At 64.5% G+C, this 17507-nt stretch carries 17 protein-coding genes; 15 read left to right on the top strand and 2 right to left on the bottom strand.

Annotation, left to right across the window (positions count from 1 at the left end):
• The first annotated feature begins 29 nt into the window (after positions 1-29).
• The 4 genes from AAFG16_RS34475 (at position 30) to AAFG16_RS34460 (ending at position 6796) form a co-directional block, all read left to right on the top strand.
• Positions 30-1580 (top strand): wax ester/triacylglycerol synthase family O-acyltransferase, encoded by a 1551-nt coding sequence (locus AAFG16_RS34475; RefSeq protein WP_342732514.1) that lies wholly within the window; start codon positions 30-32, stop codon positions 1578-1580.
• Between the two features lie 10 nt (positions 1581-1590).
• Entirely contained in the window at positions 1591-2586 is a 996-nt protein-coding gene (locus tag AAFG16_RS34470; RefSeq protein WP_342732512.1) for an alpha/beta hydrolase, read from the top strand.
• Between the two features lie 133 nt (positions 2587-2719).
• Positions 2720-5956, top strand: coding sequence for a cytochrome P450 (locus AAFG16_RS34465; RefSeq protein WP_342732510.1), 3237 nt, complete (start codon positions 2720-2722; stop codon positions 5954-5956).
• A gap of 165 nt (positions 5957-6121) precedes the next feature.
• Positions 6122-6796: a spermidine synthase gene (locus AAFG16_RS34460; protein ID WP_342732508.1), complete on the top strand. Its 675-nt coding sequence runs from the start codon at positions 6122-6124 to the stop codon at positions 6794-6796.
• 136 nt (positions 6797-6932) lie between these two features.
• Here AAFG16_RS34460 and AAFG16_RS34455 read toward each other — a convergent pair whose 3' ends face one another.
• Together AAFG16_RS34455 and AAFG16_RS34450 are read right to left on the bottom strand one after the other, a co-directional pair.
• The gene (locus AAFG16_RS34455) at positions 6933-7397 is read right to left on the bottom strand and encodes a nuclear transport factor 2 family protein (RefSeq protein WP_342732506.1); all 465 of its coding nucleotides are present in this window, start codon (positions 7395-7397) and stop codon (positions 6933-6935) included.
• Positions 7398-7523: 126 nt separating this feature from the next.
• On the bottom strand, positions 7524-8438 hold the full coding sequence (locus AAFG16_RS34450; protein ID WP_342732504.1) for an alpha/beta hydrolase: 915 nt from the start codon (positions 8436-8438) through the stop codon (positions 7524-7526).
• A gap of 167 nt (positions 8439-8605) precedes the next feature.
• Between AAFG16_RS34450 and AAFG16_RS34445 the strand changes: the two genes are divergently transcribed.
• The 11 genes from AAFG16_RS34445 to paaD all read left to right on the top strand — a co-directional run bounded on the left by AAFG16_RS34445 (position 8606) and on the right by paaD (position 17505).
• Positions 8606-8986 (top strand): hypothetical protein, encoded by a 381-nt coding sequence (locus AAFG16_RS34445; RefSeq protein ID WP_283080891.1) that lies wholly within the window; start codon positions 8606-8608, stop codon positions 8984-8986.
• Positions 8983-10065, top strand: coding sequence for an alpha/beta fold hydrolase (locus AAFG16_RS34440; RefSeq protein WP_283080890.1), 1083 nt, complete (start codon positions 8983-8985; stop codon positions 10063-10065). The genes AAFG16_RS34445 and AAFG16_RS34440 overlap by 4 nt, the downstream gene beginning before the upstream one ends.
• Entirely contained in the window at positions 10062-10655 is a 594-nt protein-coding gene (locus tag AAFG16_RS34435) for a GNAT family N-acetyltransferase (RefSeq protein WP_027558578.1), read from the top strand. The genes AAFG16_RS34440 and AAFG16_RS34435 overlap by 4 nt, the downstream gene beginning before the upstream one ends.
• A gap of 223 nt (positions 10656-10878) precedes the next feature.
• Complete coding sequence (locus tag AAFG16_RS34430) at positions 10879-11334, top strand: phasin (RefSeq protein WP_283080888.1); 456 nt, start codon at positions 10879-10881, stop codon at positions 11332-11334.
• 205 nt (positions 11335-11539) lie between these two features.
• Positions 11540-12826 (top strand): DUF445 domain-containing protein, encoded by a 1287-nt coding sequence (locus AAFG16_RS34425; protein ID WP_342732499.1) that lies wholly within the window; start codon positions 11540-11542, stop codon positions 12824-12826.
• 188 nt (positions 12827-13014) lie between these two features.
• Entirely contained in the window at positions 13015-13785 is a 771-nt protein-coding gene (locus tag AAFG16_RS34420) for an alpha/beta hydrolase (protein WP_342732497.1), read from the top strand.
• 214 nt (positions 13786-13999) lie between these two features.
• Positions 14000-14866: a phenylacetic acid degradation operon negative regulatory protein PaaX gene (gene paaX, locus AAFG16_RS34415; RefSeq protein ID WP_342732495.1), complete on the top strand. Its 867-nt coding sequence runs from the start codon at positions 14000-14002 to the stop codon at positions 14864-14866.
• A 76-nt stretch (positions 14867-14942) separates the two neighbouring features.
• Positions 14943-15935: a 1,2-phenylacetyl-CoA epoxidase subunit PaaA gene (paaA, locus tag AAFG16_RS34410; RefSeq protein WP_342732493.1), complete on the top strand. Its 993-nt coding sequence runs from the start codon at positions 14943-14945 to the stop codon at positions 15933-15935.
• A 9-nt stretch (positions 15936-15944) separates the two neighbouring features.
• Positions 15945-16232 (top strand): 1,2-phenylacetyl-CoA epoxidase subunit PaaB, encoded by a 288-nt coding sequence (gene paaB / locus AAFG16_RS34405; protein WP_008136594.1) that lies wholly within the window; start codon positions 15945-15947, stop codon positions 16230-16232.
• Positions 16232-17008, top strand: a complete 777-nt coding sequence (gene paaC, locus AAFG16_RS34400) for a 1,2-phenylacetyl-CoA epoxidase subunit PaaC (protein ID WP_342732480.1) — start codon at positions 16232-16234, stop codon at positions 17006-17008. The genes paaB and paaC overlap by 1 nt, the downstream gene beginning before the upstream one ends.
• The gene (gene paaD, locus AAFG16_RS34395; RefSeq protein ID WP_342732478.1) at positions 17002-17505 is read left to right on the top strand and encodes a 1,2-phenylacetyl-CoA epoxidase subunit PaaD; all 504 of its coding nucleotides are present in this window, start codon (positions 17002-17004) and stop codon (positions 17503-17505) included. Before paaC ends, paaD begins: the two co-directional genes overlap by 7 nt.
• Positions 17506-17507 lie beyond the last annotated feature (2 nt).

The following is a 17507-nucleotide window of genomic DNA, read 5'->3' as shown; positions in this document are numbered from 1 at the left end:
GCGCCCGTCGAATATGAGTGGAGGGAACTATGGCTGACGGTAAGAAGCTGTCGTCGCTGGATGCGTCGTTTCTGTATCTCGAAACGCCGGAAATGCCGATGCATGTCGGCAGCATGGCGATCTTTCGCCTGCCCGACGACTACAAGGGCGACTTCTTCGAAGACTTCAAGGCGATGATCGTCTCGCGCCTGCACATCGCGCCGATCCTGAAGGCGCGGCTGGAGAAAGCCCCGCTCGACATCGACCATCCCTCCTGGGTCGAGGACGACCAGTTCGACATCGACCGCCACATCTTCCGCGCCAGCCTGCCGCAGCCGCGCGACCGCGCCACGCTCGAGCGCATCGTCGGCTGGATGCATGCCAAGCTGTTGAATCGCGCCCGCCCGCTCTGGGAGTTCTACGTGTTCGAGGGCATGAAGGACAACGAGGTCGGTCTCTATTCCAAGATGCACCATGCCGCCATCGACGGCGGCGCCGGTGCGGCGCTGACCAACATGATCTACGACATCTCGCCGATCCCGCGGCAGGTTGATCCGCCGACGGGCGGATCGAAGCCCGGACAGGAGCCGCGCGACATCGCGGCGAACCTGCTCGATTCCTATCAGCAGCTGTTCAGCCAGCCGCTCGATGCCTCGCAAGCGGCAAAGAACCTGCAGCTGCCTCGCACCGGCAAGAGCGACATCGGCTCGATCCTGTTCGACAATGCGATGTACCAGATCGAGAGCGCGGTGCGCTTTGCCGGCAACATCCCGACCGTGCTCAAGAGCGTCTCCGACGTGCTCGGCAAGGTCTCTGATCCCAAGTCGCGCGAGAGCCTCGTCAGCATGGTCTCGCCGCCGACCATGCTCAACAAGACGATCTCGTCGGAGCGCAGCTTCGCGGGCGTGTCGATCTCGCTGTCGCGGGCGAAGGCGCTGGCCAAGCAGGCCGGCGGCAAGCTCAACGACGTCGTGCTGGCACTCGCCTCCGGCGTGGTTCGCCGCTACCTCCAGCAATATGGCATGCTGCCGGCAAAATCCTTGACGGCGGCGGTGCCGATCTCGCTGCGCGAGGAGGGCAACACCGAGGCCAACAACCAGGTGTTCGGCATGATCTGCGCGATCGCGACCAACATCGACGATCCCAAGGCGCGGCTGGAGGCCATCATCGCGCAGTCGACCAAGTCCAAGGAGATGTCGCACCCGTTGCGCGCCCTGATGCCGCAGGTCTCCAACATCTCGATGCTGGGCGCACCGATCATGGTGCAGATCCTGGCGCTGCTCTACAGCCGCACCAATTTGTCGGACGTGCTGCCGCCGGCAGCCAACATCACGGTGTCAAACGTGCCGGGGCCGCGGCAGACGCTCTATGCGGCCGGCGCCGAGCTGCTGCATATCTTCCCGGTGTCGATCTCGACGCATGGGCAGGCGCTCAACATCACCGTGCAGAGCTATCGCGACCAGCTCGATTTCGGCTTCATCGTCGGCGCCAACATCATTCCGCATGTGCAGGTGATGTGCGACATGCTGCCGGAGGAGTTTGCCGCGCTGGAGGCGGCCTACGCGCCGCCGGCCGCAGACGTCAAGGGCGCAGCCGAATAGGAAGCTTGCAATGATTGAAATGCCGCAGCTTGCGTTCGCGCAGACGAACGGAATCCGCATGGGCTATTACGATGCAGGCCCGAAGAGCGACAAACCGCCGGTCGTGCTGTGCCACGGCTGGCCCGAGCTCGCCTTTTCCTGGCGCCACCAGATCAAGGCGCTGAGCGAGGCCGGCATCCGCGTGATCGCACCGGACCAGCGCGGCTATGGCGCGACCGACCGGCCCGAGCCCGTTGAAGCCTATGACATGGAGCATTTGACCGGCGACCTCGTCGGGCTGCTCGATCATCTCGGGATCGACAAGGCGATCTTCGTCGGCCACGACTGGGGCGGCTTTGTCGTCTGGCAGATGCCGCTGCGGCATCCCACGCGCGTCGCCGGCGTCGTCGGCGTCAACACCCCGCATTGGGATCGCGCACCGATGGATCCGATCGCGCTGTTTCGCCAGCGCTTCGGCGAGCAGATGTATATCGTCCAATTCCAGGACCCCGCGCGTGGGCCGGACAAGATCTTCGGCAGCCGCGTCGAAGAGACCTTCGATGCCTTCATGCGCAAGCCGGCCGCGCGCCCTCCGGATGCGCCCGAGGAACAGCCGATTGCCGGCATTGGTGCTTCGCCCCGCATCAACCTGGCGTTCCCGCAGATGATCGCGAATTACGACGCCAAACATGATCCGCGCACGCCGATCCTGTCGGCGGAGGAGAAGAAGGTGTTCGTCGACACCTTCACGAAAACCGGCTTCACCGGCGGCATCAACTGGTATCGCAACTTCACCCGCAATTGGGAGCGGTCGAAGGGGCTCGACCACCACATCAGCGTGCCGTCGCTGATGATCATGGCCGAGAACGACGCCGTGCTGCCGCCGTCTGCGGCGGACGGCATGGAGAAGCTGATCGCCGACCTCGAGAAGTATCTGGTGAAGGACAGCGGCCATTGGACGCAGCAGGAGAAGCCGCAAGAGGTCAGTGCCAAGCTGATCGAATGGCGTAGAAGGCGGTTTGGGTAATGGCCCAGCCGCCGATGTGAGTTTTAGACGTCGTTCCGGGATGGTCCGAAGGACCAGGCCCGGAACCTCGAGATTCCGGGTTCGATGCTGCGCATCGTCCCGGAACGACGCGACCAGGGGGAAGCGCAGTTAAATGTCATCCAAGAACCGACTGAACCCGATCCCGCAGCCGCCGACCAAGCCGGTGGTCGGCAACATGCTGTCGTTGGATTCCGCTGCCCCCGTGCAGCATCTGACGCGGCTGGCCAAGGAGCTGGGCCCGATCTTCTGGCTGGACATGATGGGCGCGCCGATCGTCGTCGTTTCCGGCCACGATCTCGTCGACGAGCTCTCCGACGAGAAGCGTTTCGACAAGACGGTGCGCGGCGCGCTGCGTCGCGTGCGCGCGGTCGGCGGCGACGGCCTGTTCACGGCCGACACCTGGGAGCCGAACTGGAGCAAGGCGCACAACATCCTGCTGCAGCCGTTCGGCAACCGCGCCATGCAGTCCTATCATCCGAGCATGGTCGATATCGCCGAGCAGCTGGTGCAGAAATGGGAACGGCTCAACGCCGACGACGAGATCGACGTCGTCCACGACATGACGGCGCTGACGCTGGACACGATCGGTCTGTGCGGCTTCGATTACCGCTTCAACTCATTCTACCGGCGCGACTACCATCCCTTCGTCGAGTCGCTGGTGCGCTCGCTCGAAACCATCATGATGACGCGCGGCCTGCCGTTCGAGCAGCTTTGGATGCAGAAGCGGCGCAAGACGCTCGCCGAAGACGTCGCCTTCATGAACAAGATGGTCGACGAGATCATCGCCGAGCGCCGCAAGAGTTCGGAAGGAATCGACGACAAGAAGGATATGCTCGCCGCGATGATGACCGGTGTCGATCGCTCCACCGGCGAGCAGCTCGACGACGTCAACATCCGCTACCAGATCAATACGTTCCTGATCGCGGGCCACGAGACGACCAGCGGCCTGCTGTCCTACACGCTCTATGCGCTGCTCAAGCATCCGGACATTCTCAAGAAGGCCTATGACGAGGTCGACCGCGTCTTCGGTCCAGACGTCAACGCGAAGCCGACCTACCAGCAGGTGACGCAGCTCACCTACATCACGCAGATCCTCAAGGAGGCGCTGCGGCTGTGGCCGCCGGCGCCGGCCTACGGCATCTCGCCGCTCGCCGACGAGACCATCGGCGGCGGTAAGTACAAGCTCCGGAAGGGCACCTTCATCACCATCCTGGTGACGGCGTTGCATCGCGATCCCACCGTCTGGGGTCCGAATCCCGATGCCTTCGATCCCGAGAATTTCAGCCGCGAGGCCGAGGCCAAGCGGCCGGTCAATGCCTGGAAGCCGTTCGGCAACGGCCAGCGCGCCTGTATCGGCCGCGGCTTTGCCATGCACGAGGCCGCACTTGCGCTCGGCATGATCCTGCAACGCTTCAAGCTGATTGACCACCAGCGCTACCAGATGCATCTGAAGGAAACGCTGACGATGAAGCCGGAAGGCTTCAAGATCAAGGTGCGGCCGCGGGCCGATCGCGAGCGCGGCGCCTATGGCGGGCCGATCGCGGCCGCATCCTCAGTGCCGAAGGCGCAGCGCCAGCCGACCACGCGCCCCGGCCACAACACGCCGATGCTGGTGCTGTACGGCTCCAATCTCGGCACCGCCGAAGAGCTTGCGACCCGCATGGCGGATCTTGCCGAGATCAACGGCTTTGCCGTACATCTCGGAGCGCTCGACGACTATGTCGGCAAGCTGCCGCGGGAGGGCGGCGTGCTGATCATCTGCGCCTCCTATAACGGCGCGCCGCCTGACAATGCGACGCAGTTCGTCAAATGGCTCGGCGAGGACCTGCCAAAGGATGCCTTCGCCAATGTGCGCTACGCCGTGTTCGGCTGCGGCAACAGCGATTGGGCGGCGACCTATCAGTCAGTGCCGCGCTTCATCGACGAGCAATTGTCGACGCATGGCGCCCGCGCGGTCTATCCGCGCGGCGAGGGCGATGCGCGCAGCGACCTTGACGGCCAATTCCAGAAATGGTTCCCGGCGGCCGCGCAAGTCGCGACCAAGGAATTCGGCATCGACTGGAATTTCACCCGCACGGCGGAAGACGATCCGCTCTACGCGATCCAGCCAGTCGCGGTGACCGCCGTCAACACCATCGTCGCCCAGGGCGGCGCGGTGGCGATGAAGGTGCTGGTCAACGACGAGCTTCAGAACAAGAGCGGGCCGAATCCCTCCGAACGCTCGACGCGCCACATCGAGGTGCAGCTACCTGCCAGCATCGCCTATCGCGTCGGCGACCATTTGAGCGTGGTCCCGCGCAACGATCCAACGCTGGTGGATTCGGTTGCCCGCCGCTTCGGCTTCCTGCCGGCCGATCAGATCAGGCTTCAGGTCGCAGAAGGCCGCCGCGCACAATTGCCGGTGGGGGATGCCGTATCAGTCGGCCGCCTGCTCAGCGAGTTCGTCGAGCTGCAGCAGGTCGCAACGCGCAAGCAAATCCAGATCATGGCGGATCACACCCGTTGCCCCGTCACCAAGCCGAAGCTGCTGGCCTTCGTCGGCGAGGAGGCTGAACCGCTCGAGCGTTACCGCACCGAGATCCTGTCCAGGCGCAAATCGGTGTTCGACCTCCTGCTCGAATATCCCGCCTGCGACTTGCCGTTCCACGTTTATCTCGAAATGCTCTCGCTGCTGGCGCCGCGCTATTACTCGATCTCGTCCTCGCCGTCAGTGGATCCGGCGCGATGCAGCGTCACCGTCGGCGTGGTCGAAGGGCCCGCGGCCTCCGGGCGCGGCGTCTACAAAGGCATCTGCTCGAATTATCTCTCCAATCGGCGCACGGGCGATACGATCTACGCCACCGTGCGTGAGACCAAGGCCGGCTTCCGCCTGCCGGATGATCCATCCGTGCCGATCATCATGATCGGCCCGGGCACGGGCCTCGCGCCGTTCCGCGGCTTCCTCCAGGAGCGTGCCGCCCGCAAGGCGAAAGGGGCCACGCTCGGTCCGGCCATGCTGTTCTTCGGCTGCCGCCATCCCGACCAGGACTTTCTCTATGCGGAGGAGCTGAAGGCACTGGCGGCCGGCGGCATCACCGAGCTGTTCACGGCGTTCTCGCGCGCGGACGGGCCGAAGACCTATGTGCAGCACGTGCTCGCCGCTCAAAAGGACAGGGTCTGGCCGCTGATCGAGCAGGGCGCGATCATCTATGTCTGCGGCGATGGCGGCAAGATGGAGCCCGATGTCAAGGCCGCGCTCGTCGCGATCCATCGCGAGAAGACCGGCAGCGATGCCGCCGCCAGCGCGCGGTGGATCGAGGAGATGGGCACGAAGAATCGCTACGTGCTGGACGTCTGGGCGGGGGGATAAGGCGAGCCCCGTTGCCGTAGCCCGGATGGAGCCAACGGGTCGGCGCAAAGCGCCGCCCGATGACAGGCTCCGCGAAAAATCCGGGACAGCCTCTCGCAGGAGAAACCGCCCCGGATTGCGCTTCGCTCCATCCGGGCTACGAAGTAATCGTGCTAAACGTCAGGCATGATTCCCTGGGAAAAACTCGACACAGCCAAAATCCCCGGCTCCGACGAGGAGCTTCGCCTGATGCGGCGTGGCAAGGAGTTTTCGATCAAGCTCGGCACCAACGAGCTGATGAACAGCCGTCTGTCGGGCTCCGAGGCCGCGCTCGCGACGCTCGCGGCGAAGAGAATCGAGAAGGTCGCCAAGCCCGTCGTTCTGATCGGCGGTCTCGGCATGGGCTTCACGCTGCGCGCGGCGCTCGCCGTGCTCGGCGCCAAGGCGAAGATCGTCGTCTCCGAGCTCGTCCCGTCGGTCGTCGCCTGGGCGCGAGGCCCGATGGCGGAGGTTTTTGGTGACAGCCTCGATGATGCCAGGGTGAGCATCCGCGAGACCGACGTCGGCGAAATCATCCGGGCGAAGAGCTCGGCCTTCGACGCCATTCTGCTGGATGTGGACAACGGGCCGGAAGGGCTGACCCGGAAAGGCAATGACGCGCTCTACAGTGCGAGCGGGCTCAAAGCTGCAAAGGCTGCGCTGCGGTCCGGCGGCGTGCTCGCGGTCTGGTCGTCGGGGCCCAACCCCGCATTCACCAAGCGCGTTCGCAGCGCCGGCTTCGAGGTCAACGAAGTCAACGTCCGCGCCACCGGCCGAGGCGGCGGTGCGCGCCACGTGATCTGGATGGCGAAGAAACCGTAGGGTGGGCAAAGCGACTTGTCCGCAGTAGCTCGAAGAGCGAAGGCGGAAGCGTGCCCGCGATTCCTATCGTCGATGTGGAGGGATGGTGGGCACGGCGCGCGAAGTGCGCGCCTTTGCCCACCCTACGAACCGCGGGCTAGAACATCGTGTTGCCGTTGGCCGGATTCTCGGGAATCTCCTGAACGACGTCCCAGTGCTCGACGATCTTGCCGTTCTCCAGCTTGAAGATGTCCACGATCGCGCGTCCCCTGGTCCCGGGCTCGCGAACGGAGTGAACGTGCAGGATGACGTAGTCCCCATCCACGAAGCTACGCTTGATCTCGCTGTGCGAGTTCGGAAACTTCTCACCGAGGAAACCGATGAACTTCCGGAAGCCTTCCGGACCATCGGCCGCATTGGGATTGTGCTGCACATAGCGGTTGCCGACATAGGCGAGGGCGGCATCGACGTCCTTCTGGTTGAGGCCTTTCTCGTAGAAGGCAAGCACGGCGGCGCGGTTGGCTTCTTCCTGCGGGCTGCCGGCAATCGCGGCGCCGCCAGCGAAAGACAGCATGAGAATGGAGGCCGCTATCATTGCGACGGGCCGGACGATGGGATGCATGTGAGCTCCGAGAGGCCGCAGCCTCTTTATCTTGCGACTGAGGGAGGGCCTGTATAGCTTTCGCGCCGGCGTGCGTTAAGAGAGTAACCGGCAGCTCACATGGTCACCGAGAGGAGACTGACCGGTCTACGCCGCCTTCGCCGCCGCCCCGTGAGCGTGCTTGTCGATGGCGCCGATGATCTCCGGCCAGAATCGCATCGGCAAAGCGTGGCCCATGCCCTCGATCATCAGCAGCTTGGCACCGGGAATGGACGCTGCCGTATCCTTGCCGCCTTCGGGCCGCACCAGCGGATCGACCGTGCCATGGATCACCAGCGTCGGCGCCTTGACGCTGTGCAGCCGCTCCTTGCGGCTGCCGGAGGCCAGCACCGCGCGGAGCTGGCGGCCGACGCCGGCCGGATTGAGACCGCGTGCAAACACGCGCTCGGCGCGGCCGGGATCGAGCGCTTCCTCTTCCGGAAAGGACCCGGCGCGCAACACCTTCCAGGTCTCGCCGAAGCGGACCATGAACTCCTCCTTGCTGCGCGGCGGCGGCGCCATCAGCATGGCGGCGGCCTCGCGCGTCGGCGGCGGCACGCGCGGATTGCCCGTCGTCGACATGATCGAGGTCAGCGAGCGCACGCGCTGCGGAAACGACAGCGTCACCTCCTGCGCGATCATGCCGCCCATGGAGGCACCGACGAGATGCGCCGACTTGATGCCGAGCGCGTCCATCAGCCCGACCGTGTCCCTGGCCATGTCGATCAGTCTGTAGGGCGCGGCGACGGGGATCCTGAGCAAGCGCAGTTTCAGCAGCTCGAGTGGCGTGAGGCGCTTGCCGCCGGTGAGATGGCTCGACTTGCCGATGTCGCGATTGTCGAAGCGGATCACGCGAAAGCCGCGTGCGGCGAGCTGCTCGCAGAACCCGTCGTCCCAATGGATCATCTGCGCGCCGAGCCCCATGATCAGCAGCAGCGGTTCGGCGTTGTCGTTGCCGAAGATCTCGTAGCAGATGTCGATGCCGTTGGCGCGGACGGTGTGGGGCGGCTGATGGGTGGTCACGGGCGCGGTCCCTCCTGCTGATCGATGCTGTATCGCACGGTTTTGTTCCGCGAAGAAGCCGCGTGCGCGAGATCGCATCCGCGGCTTGCCGGTTGACCGGCACCGCGCAACGGTGTGGTATGGCGAGACAAGAAGGGTGCAAAGCCCTCCACATTGGGAGGACGCTGATGACCGACAAGATCACCGATCCGGTCGCCTTGTGGCAGAAGATGGTTGGCGAGATGGAGAAGGGTTTCAACTCCTTCGCGACCAAGGCGATGGAGACGCCCGAATTCTCGCAGGCCATGAACCGCGCCGGCGGCGTTGCTGCAGGTGCTCAGAAGCAATTCGGCGATCTCATGGAGAAGTACCTGCTTTCCATGAACCTGCCGAGCCGGGAGCAGATGACCGGTATCGCCGAGCGGCTCCAGTCGATCGAAGGTCAGATCGGCGAAATCAAGTCGATGCTGAGCCAGATGTCGGCCAATTCGGGCGCAGAGCAGGTTGGCGCCGTGCCGCGGCCGCCGCGCACGAAACGTCCGCCGTCCGAAGGCGGAGAGCAAAAATGAACGCGCCGACGGGACTTGATTTCGCAGGGATTCCGGAGCGCATCCAGTCCGAAGTGCAGCGCGCCATCATGCGCAGCATCAAGGGCGTCGAATATTTCTCCACCTCCGGTCCGACGCTCGGCTCGACGCCGAAGGACGTGCTGCATTCGCGCGGCACCATGAGCCTCTATCATTACCGGCCGATGTCGGACGAGATCTACCGCGTGCCGGTGCTGATCGTGATGGCGACCACCAACCGCGGCTACATTCTCGACCTCGTGCCCGGCCAGAGCTTCATCGAGTTCCTGCTGAAGCGGGGCTATGACGTCTACATGCTCGACTGGAGTGCGCCGCGGCCGGAGGAGAAGAGCCTGCGCATGGAGGACTATGTCCTCGACTTCATCCCGGACTGCGTCCGCCGCGTGCAGGCCGATTCCGGCGAGCAGGATGTCTCCGTCGTCGGCTATTGCTTCGGCGGCGTGCTGTCGCTGCTTTACGGCTCGATCTTCAAGGACGGGCCGATGAAGAATTTGATCTGCTTCACCACGCCGATCGACTTCCGCGAAATGAAGCTGTTCTCGAACTTCTCCGACCGCCGCTATTTCGACGTCGACCGCCTCGTCGACAGCGTCGGCAATGTGCCGCCGGAGATGATCCTGTCCTCGTTCGAGATGCTGCGTCCGGCCTCGCGCACGGTGAGCCAGATCCAGCTCTGGGAAAACATCTGGAACGACGAGTTCGTGAAGTCGTACCGGATGTTCGACCGCTGGGCGACCGACACGCTGCCGCTGGCGGGCGAATATTTCCGTACCATCACCAAGGATCTGATGTGGGACAACAAGCTGTTCAACGACACCATGTCGGTGGGCGGCCGTGCGGCGAAGCTCGAAGACATCAAGGTGCCGATCCTGCATGCGGTCGCCGAGCACGATCACATCGTGCCCTATGACGCCGCAAAGCACCTGATCGCGAAGATCGGGTCCGAGGACAAGGAAGAGGTGATGCTGAAAGGCGGTCACGTCTCGCTCGTTGCGGGTGCCAATGCGGTGAAGCGGCTGTGGCCGAAACTGGACTCCTGGCTGGGGAAGAGATCGACATGAGCGAGCAGCGTTCCTATCCGCGTCACGTCAAGACCGACGCCGGCGACATCGAGATCCGCCTGATGTCGCCTGCGGATGAAGCCGCGGTGCTGGCCTTCGGCAAGGGCCTGCCGACCCATGACCTGTTGTTCCTGCCACGCAACATCAGCGAGCCGAAGGTGCTGTCGGCCTGGGTCAAGGAGATCGAGCGCGGCGCGATTCAGAGCCTGCTCGCCGTCAAGGACGGCAGGGTCGTCGGCTGCGGCACCTTGGTGCGCGATCCCCACTCCTGGTCGCCGCATGTCGGAGAGATCCGCATGGTGGTCTCGCCCGACGTGCGCGGGAAGGGGGTAGGGAAGGCGGTCTCGCAGGAGACCTTTGCGCTCGCTCTAGGCGCGGGCCTCGAAAAACTCTCCGTCCAGATGACCGTGGACCAGCAGGCGGCGATCGCGCTGTTCGAGAGCCTCGGCTTCAAGGCCGAGGCTCTTCTGCGCGACCATGTCCGGGACGTCGACGGCAAGACCCACGACATCGTGGTGCTCGGCCACAACATTGCGCAGGTCCAGGCCCAGATGGAGGCCTATGGTCTGCCGGGCGCCGTCCAGCACTGAAAGGGGGCGTCCAGTACTCGCAGCACCGCCCGGCCTCTTGGGAACCCCGATTGGGCAGGGAGGCATCAGGATGCCTTCTGTTAAGGCTGTTCACGATCTCGTGATATCGCAGTGCAATAGGAATATTGCATCGCACAATTAACTATGCCATATAGGTCGTGCCCCGGGCCAATGCGGACGGGGTGAGCCCATAGCTCAACCCAATGAGGATGGAGAGAACCCCATGACCACTGAAACCAACACTGCTTTTGAGGGCTTCAAGGACGCTTTCAAGAACATCCAGAACCTGGAAGTTCCCGAGGCCGCCCGCGAATTCGTCAAGAAGACCGCCAACACCGCCAAGGACCGTGCTGCCGAGGTGTTCGCTGGCTCCGAGCGCGTGACCGCCGCCGTCGAGAACGCGGTGACCGAGTCCGTCACTGAGGCCGGCAAGATCAGCCGCAACATTCAGCATGCGATCTACGAGGACGCCGAGGCGTTCTTCTCGGGTATCGACAAGCTCGCGTCCGCCAAGTCGGTCAGCGAAGCCGTCGAGATCCAGTCGAGCCTGCTCCGCGCCCGCGGCGAAGTGTTCGTCTCGCGCGCCAAGGCGACCGCCGACTATCTCGGCAAGCTCGCCGCCAATGGTGCGAAGTCCGCTCAGGACAACTTTGCCAAGGTCTACACCAAGACCGCCTGATTTGGCCGCCTGAGTAGCAACTGAATTTGAGGCCCGCTTCGGCGGGCCTTTTGTTTTTTGTTTTGCGCCGCCGTCATTGCGAGGAGCCCGCGACAAAATTGCAAAGCAATTTTGCGCTGCTGCGACGAAGCAATCCAGAGTCTTTCCACGGAGGCGGGCTGGATTGCTTCGCTTCGCTCGCAATGACGAGTACTGTGATGCAGCCATGAACGCACCCGCCACCTTCTCCTTCGACACTCCCGGCGATGCCGAACGCGCTGCCGAGCTGCGCCGCGTCAAGGCCTTGGCGACGCTGGTGCTGGCCTCGACGCTGGCGCTGTTCATCGTCGCAAAATGGCTGCTGCCCGTGCATCCCGTGTTCGGCTTCATCGCCGCCTTCGCGGAGGCCGCGACCATCGGCGGGCTCGCCGACTGGTATGCGGTGGTCGCACTGTTCAAGCGGCCGCTCGGCCTGCCGATCCCGCATACCGCAATCATCCAGAGCAACCAGGCCCGCATCGCCGACAAGCTCGGCGAGTTCATCCAGGTGCATTTCCTCGAGGCGGGTCCCGTCGAGGCCAAGCTGAAGGAGATCGATTTCGGCTCCTTCGTCGCCGACTGGCTGCGCGACCGCAAGCGCAGCGATGACCTTGCGCGTTTCGCGCTGCGCCTGCTGCCGGAAGCCGTCTCCGCGACGGAAAGCTCCGGCCTGATGACCTTCATCGTCCGCCGCATGTCCTCGCAGCTCCAGGCCATCGACCTTGCGCCGCTCGCGGCCGGCACGTTGCGCGGCTTCGTGGCGGAGGGGCGGCATCAGATCCTGTTCGACGATCTCCTGCGGGTGATGCACGAGACGCTGAACCAGAAAGAGACGATGGCGATGATCCGCGACAAGGTGCGCGCGGAGCTGCCGACCCTGCTCAATCTCTATCGCGCCGACAAGTTTCTGGTGAACAAGATCGTGTCGTCCGCCACCGCGTTCTTCAACGAGGTGCGCAGCGATCCCAAGCATCCGTTCCGCGGTGAGTTCGACCGCATGGTGCTCAGCTTCGTCGATCGCCTAGGCACCGACCAGGCCTATATCGACCGCATCGACGGCTTGAAGCGTGACCTGCTCGCGCGCCCCGAGCTTGCAGATCTCGCCCGCACTGTCTGGGCCAACACGCGCTCCTTCATCGAGCGCAGCGCGAGTGGCGAGACGCAGGTTTTGCAGCATCATCTTGCCGGCATGTTCGTTTCGGCTGGCGAGGCGCTCGCCGGCGATGCCGAGCTGCGCGGCGAGATCAACCAGGGTCTCGTGACGGTGCTGCGCAGCTTCGTCGCCGACCAGAAGAGCGGCGTCTCGACCTTCATCTCCGACCAGGTCAAGGCGTGGAATATGACGCAGCTGATTTCGCTGATCGAAATCAACATCGGCCGCGACCTGCAATACATCCGCTTCAACGGCTCGCTGATCGGCGGCCTCGCCGGTCTTGCGCTATACTCCGTAGAATTCCTGCTTCGATTGCTGTGACTTTTGCGTCACGGCCGTTAGCATTAACGTGCGGACCTATTGTCGCTTCGCGTCTCTCCCGCTTGAATATCCGGAACCGGCCGCCTAGCTGATTCATGTTGCGCTGCGGAACGTTCAAGAAGCCGGCGTATTGGAATTCATGCCCATTGCCGGCATCGCGACCGGCGCCTTCTCCAGGGGATCCATTGATGACCGCTACTGCCCAGACGCTGCGTCCACCGTCCCGTACTCTGATGTTCTTGGAAGGGCGCGCGATCCACGAGTTCGGCGCATTCCTCGGCGCGCTGCCGCTCCTAAGCCTCGCGCCGCGCGGCGATGGGCATCCGGTGCTGGTGCTGCCGGGCCTCGTGGCCTCCGACGCGTCCACGCGCGCGCTACGCACGTTCCTGACCAGCAAGGGCTATGCGGTGAGCGGCTGGCGCCAGGGCCGCAATTACGGCCTGCGGCCGGGTGTGCAGCATGCGATGGTCGATCTGGTCGAGGAGCTCAACGACAAGCACGGCCGCAAGATCAGCCTCGTCGGCTGGAGCCTCGGCGGCCTCTACGCGCGCCAGCTCGCCAAGATGATGCCGGAGCGCGTGCGCCAGGTGATCACGCTCGGCAGCCCCTTCGCCGGTAACCCCCGATCGACCAATGCCTGGCGCGTCTATGAATGGGCGAGCGGCCGCCGCGCTGACGAGGTCGATCCACGTTTCGGCGGCGAGCTCGCCGTGCCGCCGCCGGTGCCGACCACTGCCATCTTCAGCCGCACCGACGGCGTCTGCGCCTGGCAAGGCTGCATGGAGAAGTCGGGCGCGCAGACCGAGAGCATCGAAGTCGAGAGCAGCCATTGCGGCATGGGCCACCATCCCGCCGCGGTCTATGCCGTCGCCGACCGCCTCGCGCAGAAGGAAGGCCAGTGGCGCCCGTTCGATCGCAGCGGCTGGCGCAGCCTGGCCTATCCCGATCCGCATCGGTAGTGCTTCTCTTCACCTCGCCCCGCTTGCGGGGAGAGGTCGGATCGCTTCGGAGATGCGATCCGGGTGAGGGGGCGTCTCCGCAAGTCCAACTCTCACCGAACGTGCGGAGGGTCCCCCTCATCCCGACCTTCTCCCCGCAAGCGGGGCGAAGGAGAAGAGGAAGCGTCGCTGCCGTCCATTGTCGCGCCCGCACCAAACGCGCTATGCCTCGCGCATGGCGCATCCGTTGTCCCGCATCATCGACCAGCTCAAGCGCGAGCCGTCGCGCACCGGCTCCATCGTCATCACCGTGTTCGGCGACGCCATCGTGCCGCGCGGCGGTTCGGTGTGGCTCGGCACGCTCCTGGAATTCTTCGAGAGCCTCGATATCGACAGCGGCGTGGTGCGCACCGCGATGTCGCGCCTTGCGGCCGACGGCTGGCTGACGCGCGAAAAGGTCGGCCGCAACAGTTTTTATCGTCTCGCCGACAAGGGCCGCCAAACGTTTGAAGCCGCGACGCGCCACATCTACGATCCGCCGCCGTCCGACTGGACCGGGCGCTTCGAGCTGCTGCTGATCGGCAACGGCGAGGACCGCGACGCCTCGCGCGAAGCGCTGCGCAATGCCGGTTTCGGCAGCCCGCTGCCGGGCGTGTGGGTGGCGCCATCAGGCGTGCCGGTGCCGGACGAAGCCGCGGGTGCGATCCGTCTCGAAGTCTCCGCCGAGGACGACAATGGCCGCCGTCTGCTCAGCGCGAGCTGGCCGCTGGAGCGCACCGCGGACGCCTATCTGAAATTCATGAAGACCTTTGAGCCGCTCCGCGCCGCGATATCACGCGGCGCGGATTTGTCCGAGCCTGAAGCGTTCACCGCGCGCATCCTCTTGATCCACTACTACCGCCGTGTCGTGCTGCGCGATCCGCTGCTGCCCGAGAGCCTGCTGCCGACGGACTGGCCGGGCAGGGCGGCCCGCGCGCTCTGCGGCGAGATCTATCGCGCGCTGCTTGCCCCGTCCGAACAATGGCTTGATGGCCACGGAACCAACGAAAAGGGGCCGCTGCCGCCCGCCCGAAAGCTCCTGGAAAGGAGGTTCGAGGCCTGATTTATATGTTACAGAAATATCTTGCATGACGTAATTTCTGTTATATATTGCCTCCCAATAAAACGGGAGGACGCGCATGTATACCCAGGCGCTGAACACGGCCGAGACCGACGATCGCGGTCTGGAGGACGCAGGCAAAGCCGCGCAGTTCCAGGCCCGCATCGATGCCGAGGAGCGCATCGAGCCGAACGACTGGATGCCGGCGGCCTATCGCAAGACGCTGACCCGCCAGATCTCCCAGCACGCTCATTCCGAAATCGTCGGCATGCTGCCCGAAGGCAACTGGATCACGCGCGCGCCGACACTGCGCCGCAAGGCCGCGCTGCTCGCCAAGGTGCAGGACGAATGCGGCCACGGGCTTTATCTCTACGCCGCCGCCGAGACGCTCGGCACTTCGCGCGAGGAGCTGGTCGATGCGATGCTCGCAGGGAAAGCCAAGTATTCCTCGATCTTCAACTATCCGACGCTGACCTGGGCCGATATCGGCACCATCGGCTGGCTGGTCGACGGCGCCGCGATCATGAACCAGATCCCGCTGTGCCGCTGCTCCTATGGCCCCTATGCGCGCGCGATGATCCGCGTCTGCAAGGAGGAGTCGTTCCATCAGCGCCAGGGCTACGAGATCATGCTGACGCTGTGCCGCGGCTCGGACGAGCAGAAGGCGATGGCGCAGGACGCGTTGAACAGGTGGTGGTGGCCGGTGCTGATGATGTTCGGCCCGCCCGATGCCACGAGCCAGCACAGCGACACCTCGACCAAGTGGAAGATCAAGCGCTTCTCCAACGACGAGCTGCGCCAGAAATTCGTCGATGCCACCGTGCCGCAGGCGCAATATCTCGGCCTCACCATTCCCGATCCCGGCATGACGCAGGATGCGGAAGGGCACTGGCGCTACAGCGAGATCGACTGGACCGAGTTCAAGCAGGTGCTCGCCGGGAACGGCCCCTGCAATCGCGACCGCATGGCCGCGCGCCGCAAGGCGCACGACGAGGGCGCCTGGGTGCGCGAGGCGGCAGCCGCTTACGCGGCCAAGCGCGCGCAGCGTCGGACCGCGCAAGCCGCGGAATAGGAGATCAATATGGCCACGCCGAACACGCCGCTGTGGGAAGTCTTCATTCGCAGCCGCAACGGGCTCGCGCACAAGCATGTCGGCTCGCTGCACGCGAGCGATGCGACAATGGCCTTGCAGGCCGCGCGCGACATCTACACCCGCCGCGGCGAGGGCCTGTCGATCTGGGTCGTGCCGTCCACCGCGATCACCGCGAGCGATCCCGCGGAGAAGGGCATGATGTTCGAGCCGGCGGAATCGAAGATCTACCGGCACCCCACATTCTATGAGGTGCCGGAAGAAGTGGGGCACATGTGATGGCGAGCGCCAACATCCAGGTCTCTGAAACGCCGCTGGTGCTCTACGCGCTGCGCCGCGCCGACGACGCTTTGATCCTCGGTCACCGGCTATCGGAATGGTGCGGGCATGCGCCGATGCTGGAAGAGGACATGGCGCTCTCCAACATCGCGCTCGACCTGATCGGCCAGGCTCGCGAGCTGTACACTTATGCCGCCAAGGTCGAAGGCAGGGACAACGACGAGGACAAGCTCGCTTACCTGCGTGACGTCAGGCAGTACCGCAACCTGCTGCTGGTCGAGCAGCCCAATGGCGACTTCGCCCAGACCCTGGTGCGGCAGTTCTTCTATTCCGCCTTCGCCGATCTCTATTGGCGCGCGATGATGACTTCGCGCGATGCGACGCTGGCGGCGATTGCCGCCAAGTCGGAGAAGGAGAGCGCCTATCATCTGCGCCATGCCTCGGAATGGATCATCCGGCTCGGCGACGGCACCGACGAAAGCCATCGACGTGCGCAGGCTGCGATCGATCACCTCTGGGCCTTCACCGGCGAGATGTTCGCCGTCGATGATGGCGAGCGCGCGCTGATTCATGCCGGTATCGCCATCGAGCCCGGGACCTTGCGCGGCCGCTGGCTGACAATTCTCTCTGATGTCGTCGGCGAAGCCACGCTCGCGCTGCCGCAGAACGACTGGACGCAGCAGGGCGGCCGCGCCGGCCGGCACAGCGAGCATCTCGGCCATCTCCTGTCCGAGCTGCAATCGATGCAGCGAACGTTTCCGGGGCTCACATGGTGACGGTGCTGGACCGTGACAGCGAGCTGCGCCAGCGCGCCTGGGATACCGCGGCGAGCGTGGTTGATCCCGAAATTCCTGTGCTGACCATCGCCGATCTCGGCGTGCTCCGCGATGTCGTCATCGACGGCGACCACGTCGAGGTCGCGATCACGCCGACCTATTCAGGCTGCCCGGCCATGAACATGATCGCACTCGAAATCGAGGTCGCGCTGGAGCGTGCCGGCTTTCGTCGTCCGAAGGTGCGCACGGTGCTGTCGCCGGCCTGGACCACCGACTGGATGAGCGAGGAGGGACGCGAGAAGCTGCGTGCCTACGGCATCGCGCCGCCGCAAGCTTCAAGTTCACGCCGCGCGCTGTTCGGCGGGCAGGCGGTGGCGTGCCCGCAATGCGGCTCCAGCAAGACCGAGCTGCTGTCCGAGTTCGGCTCGACCTCGTGCAAGGCGCTGTGGCGCTGCAAGGCCTGCCGCGAACCCTTCGATTATTTCAAGTGTCATTGACC

Source organism: Bradyrhizobium sp. B117 (genome assembly GCF_038969555.1).
Taxonomy (GTDB): domain Bacteria; phylum Pseudomonadota; class Alphaproteobacteria; order Rhizobiales; family Xanthobacteraceae; genus Bradyrhizobium.
Note: the sequence above shows the minus strand (reverse complement) of the source record. Positions and strands in the feature narration are given on the sequence as shown.

Bases quoted from the DNA above. Each gene is read 5' to 3' on its own strand.
- AAFG16_RS34475 (WP_342732514.1), top strand. From the start codon at position 30: ATGGCTGACGGTAAGAAGCTGTCGTCGCTGGATGCGTCGTTTCTGTAT.
- AAFG16_RS34425 (WP_342732499.1), top strand. From the start codon at position 11,540: ATGAACGCACCCGCCACCTTCTCCTTCGACACTCCCGGCGATGCCGAA.
- AAFG16_RS34430 (WP_283080888.1), top strand. From the start codon at position 10,879: ATGACCACTGAAACCAACACTGCTTTTGAGGGCTTCAAGGACGCTTTC.
- AAFG16_RS34435 (WP_027558578.1), top strand. From the start codon at position 10,062: ATGAGCGAGCAGCGTTCCTATCCGCGTCACGTCAAGACCGACGCCGGC.
- paaA (WP_342732493.1), top strand. From the start codon at position 14,943: ATGTATACCCAGGCGCTGAACACGGCCGAGACCGACGATCGCGGTCTG.
- AAFG16_RS34440 (WP_283080890.1), top strand. From the start codon at position 8,983: ATGAACGCGCCGACGGGACTTGATTTCGCAGGGATTCCGGAGCGCATC.
- AAFG16_RS34445 (WP_283080891.1), top strand. From the start codon at position 8,606: ATGACCGACAAGATCACCGATCCGGTCGCCTTGTGGCAGAAGATGGTT.
- AAFG16_RS34460 (WP_342732508.1), top strand. From the start codon at position 6,122: ATGATTCCCTGGGAAAAACTCGACACAGCCAAAATCCCCGGCTCCGAC.
- AAFG16_RS34465 (WP_342732510.1), top strand. From the start codon at position 2,720: ATGTCATCCAAGAACCGACTGAACCCGATCCCGCAGCCGCCGACCAAG.
- AAFG16_RS34455 (WP_342732506.1), bottom strand. From the start codon at position 7,397: ATGCATCCCATCGTCCGGCCCGTCGCAATGATAGCGGCCTCCATTCTC.
- paaX (WP_342732495.1), top strand. From the start codon at position 14,000: ATGGCGCATCCGTTGTCCCGCATCATCGACCAGCTCAAGCGCGAGCCG.
- paaC (WP_342732480.1), top strand. From the start codon at position 16,232: ATGGCGAGCGCCAACATCCAGGTCTCTGAAACGCCGCTGGTGCTCTAC.
- paaD (WP_342732478.1), top strand. From the start codon at position 17,002: ATGGTGACGGTGCTGGACCGTGACAGCGAGCTGCGCCAGCGCGCCTGG.
- AAFG16_RS34420 (WP_342732497.1), top strand. From the start codon at position 13,015: ATGACCGCTACTGCCCAGACGCTGCGTCCACCGTCCCGTACTCTGATG.
- AAFG16_RS34470 (WP_342732512.1), top strand. From the start codon at position 1,591: ATGATTGAAATGCCGCAGCTTGCGTTCGCGCAGACGAACGGAATCCGC.
- paaB (WP_008136594.1), top strand. From the start codon at position 15,945: ATGGCCACGCCGAACACGCCGCTGTGGGAAGTCTTCATTCGCAGCCGC.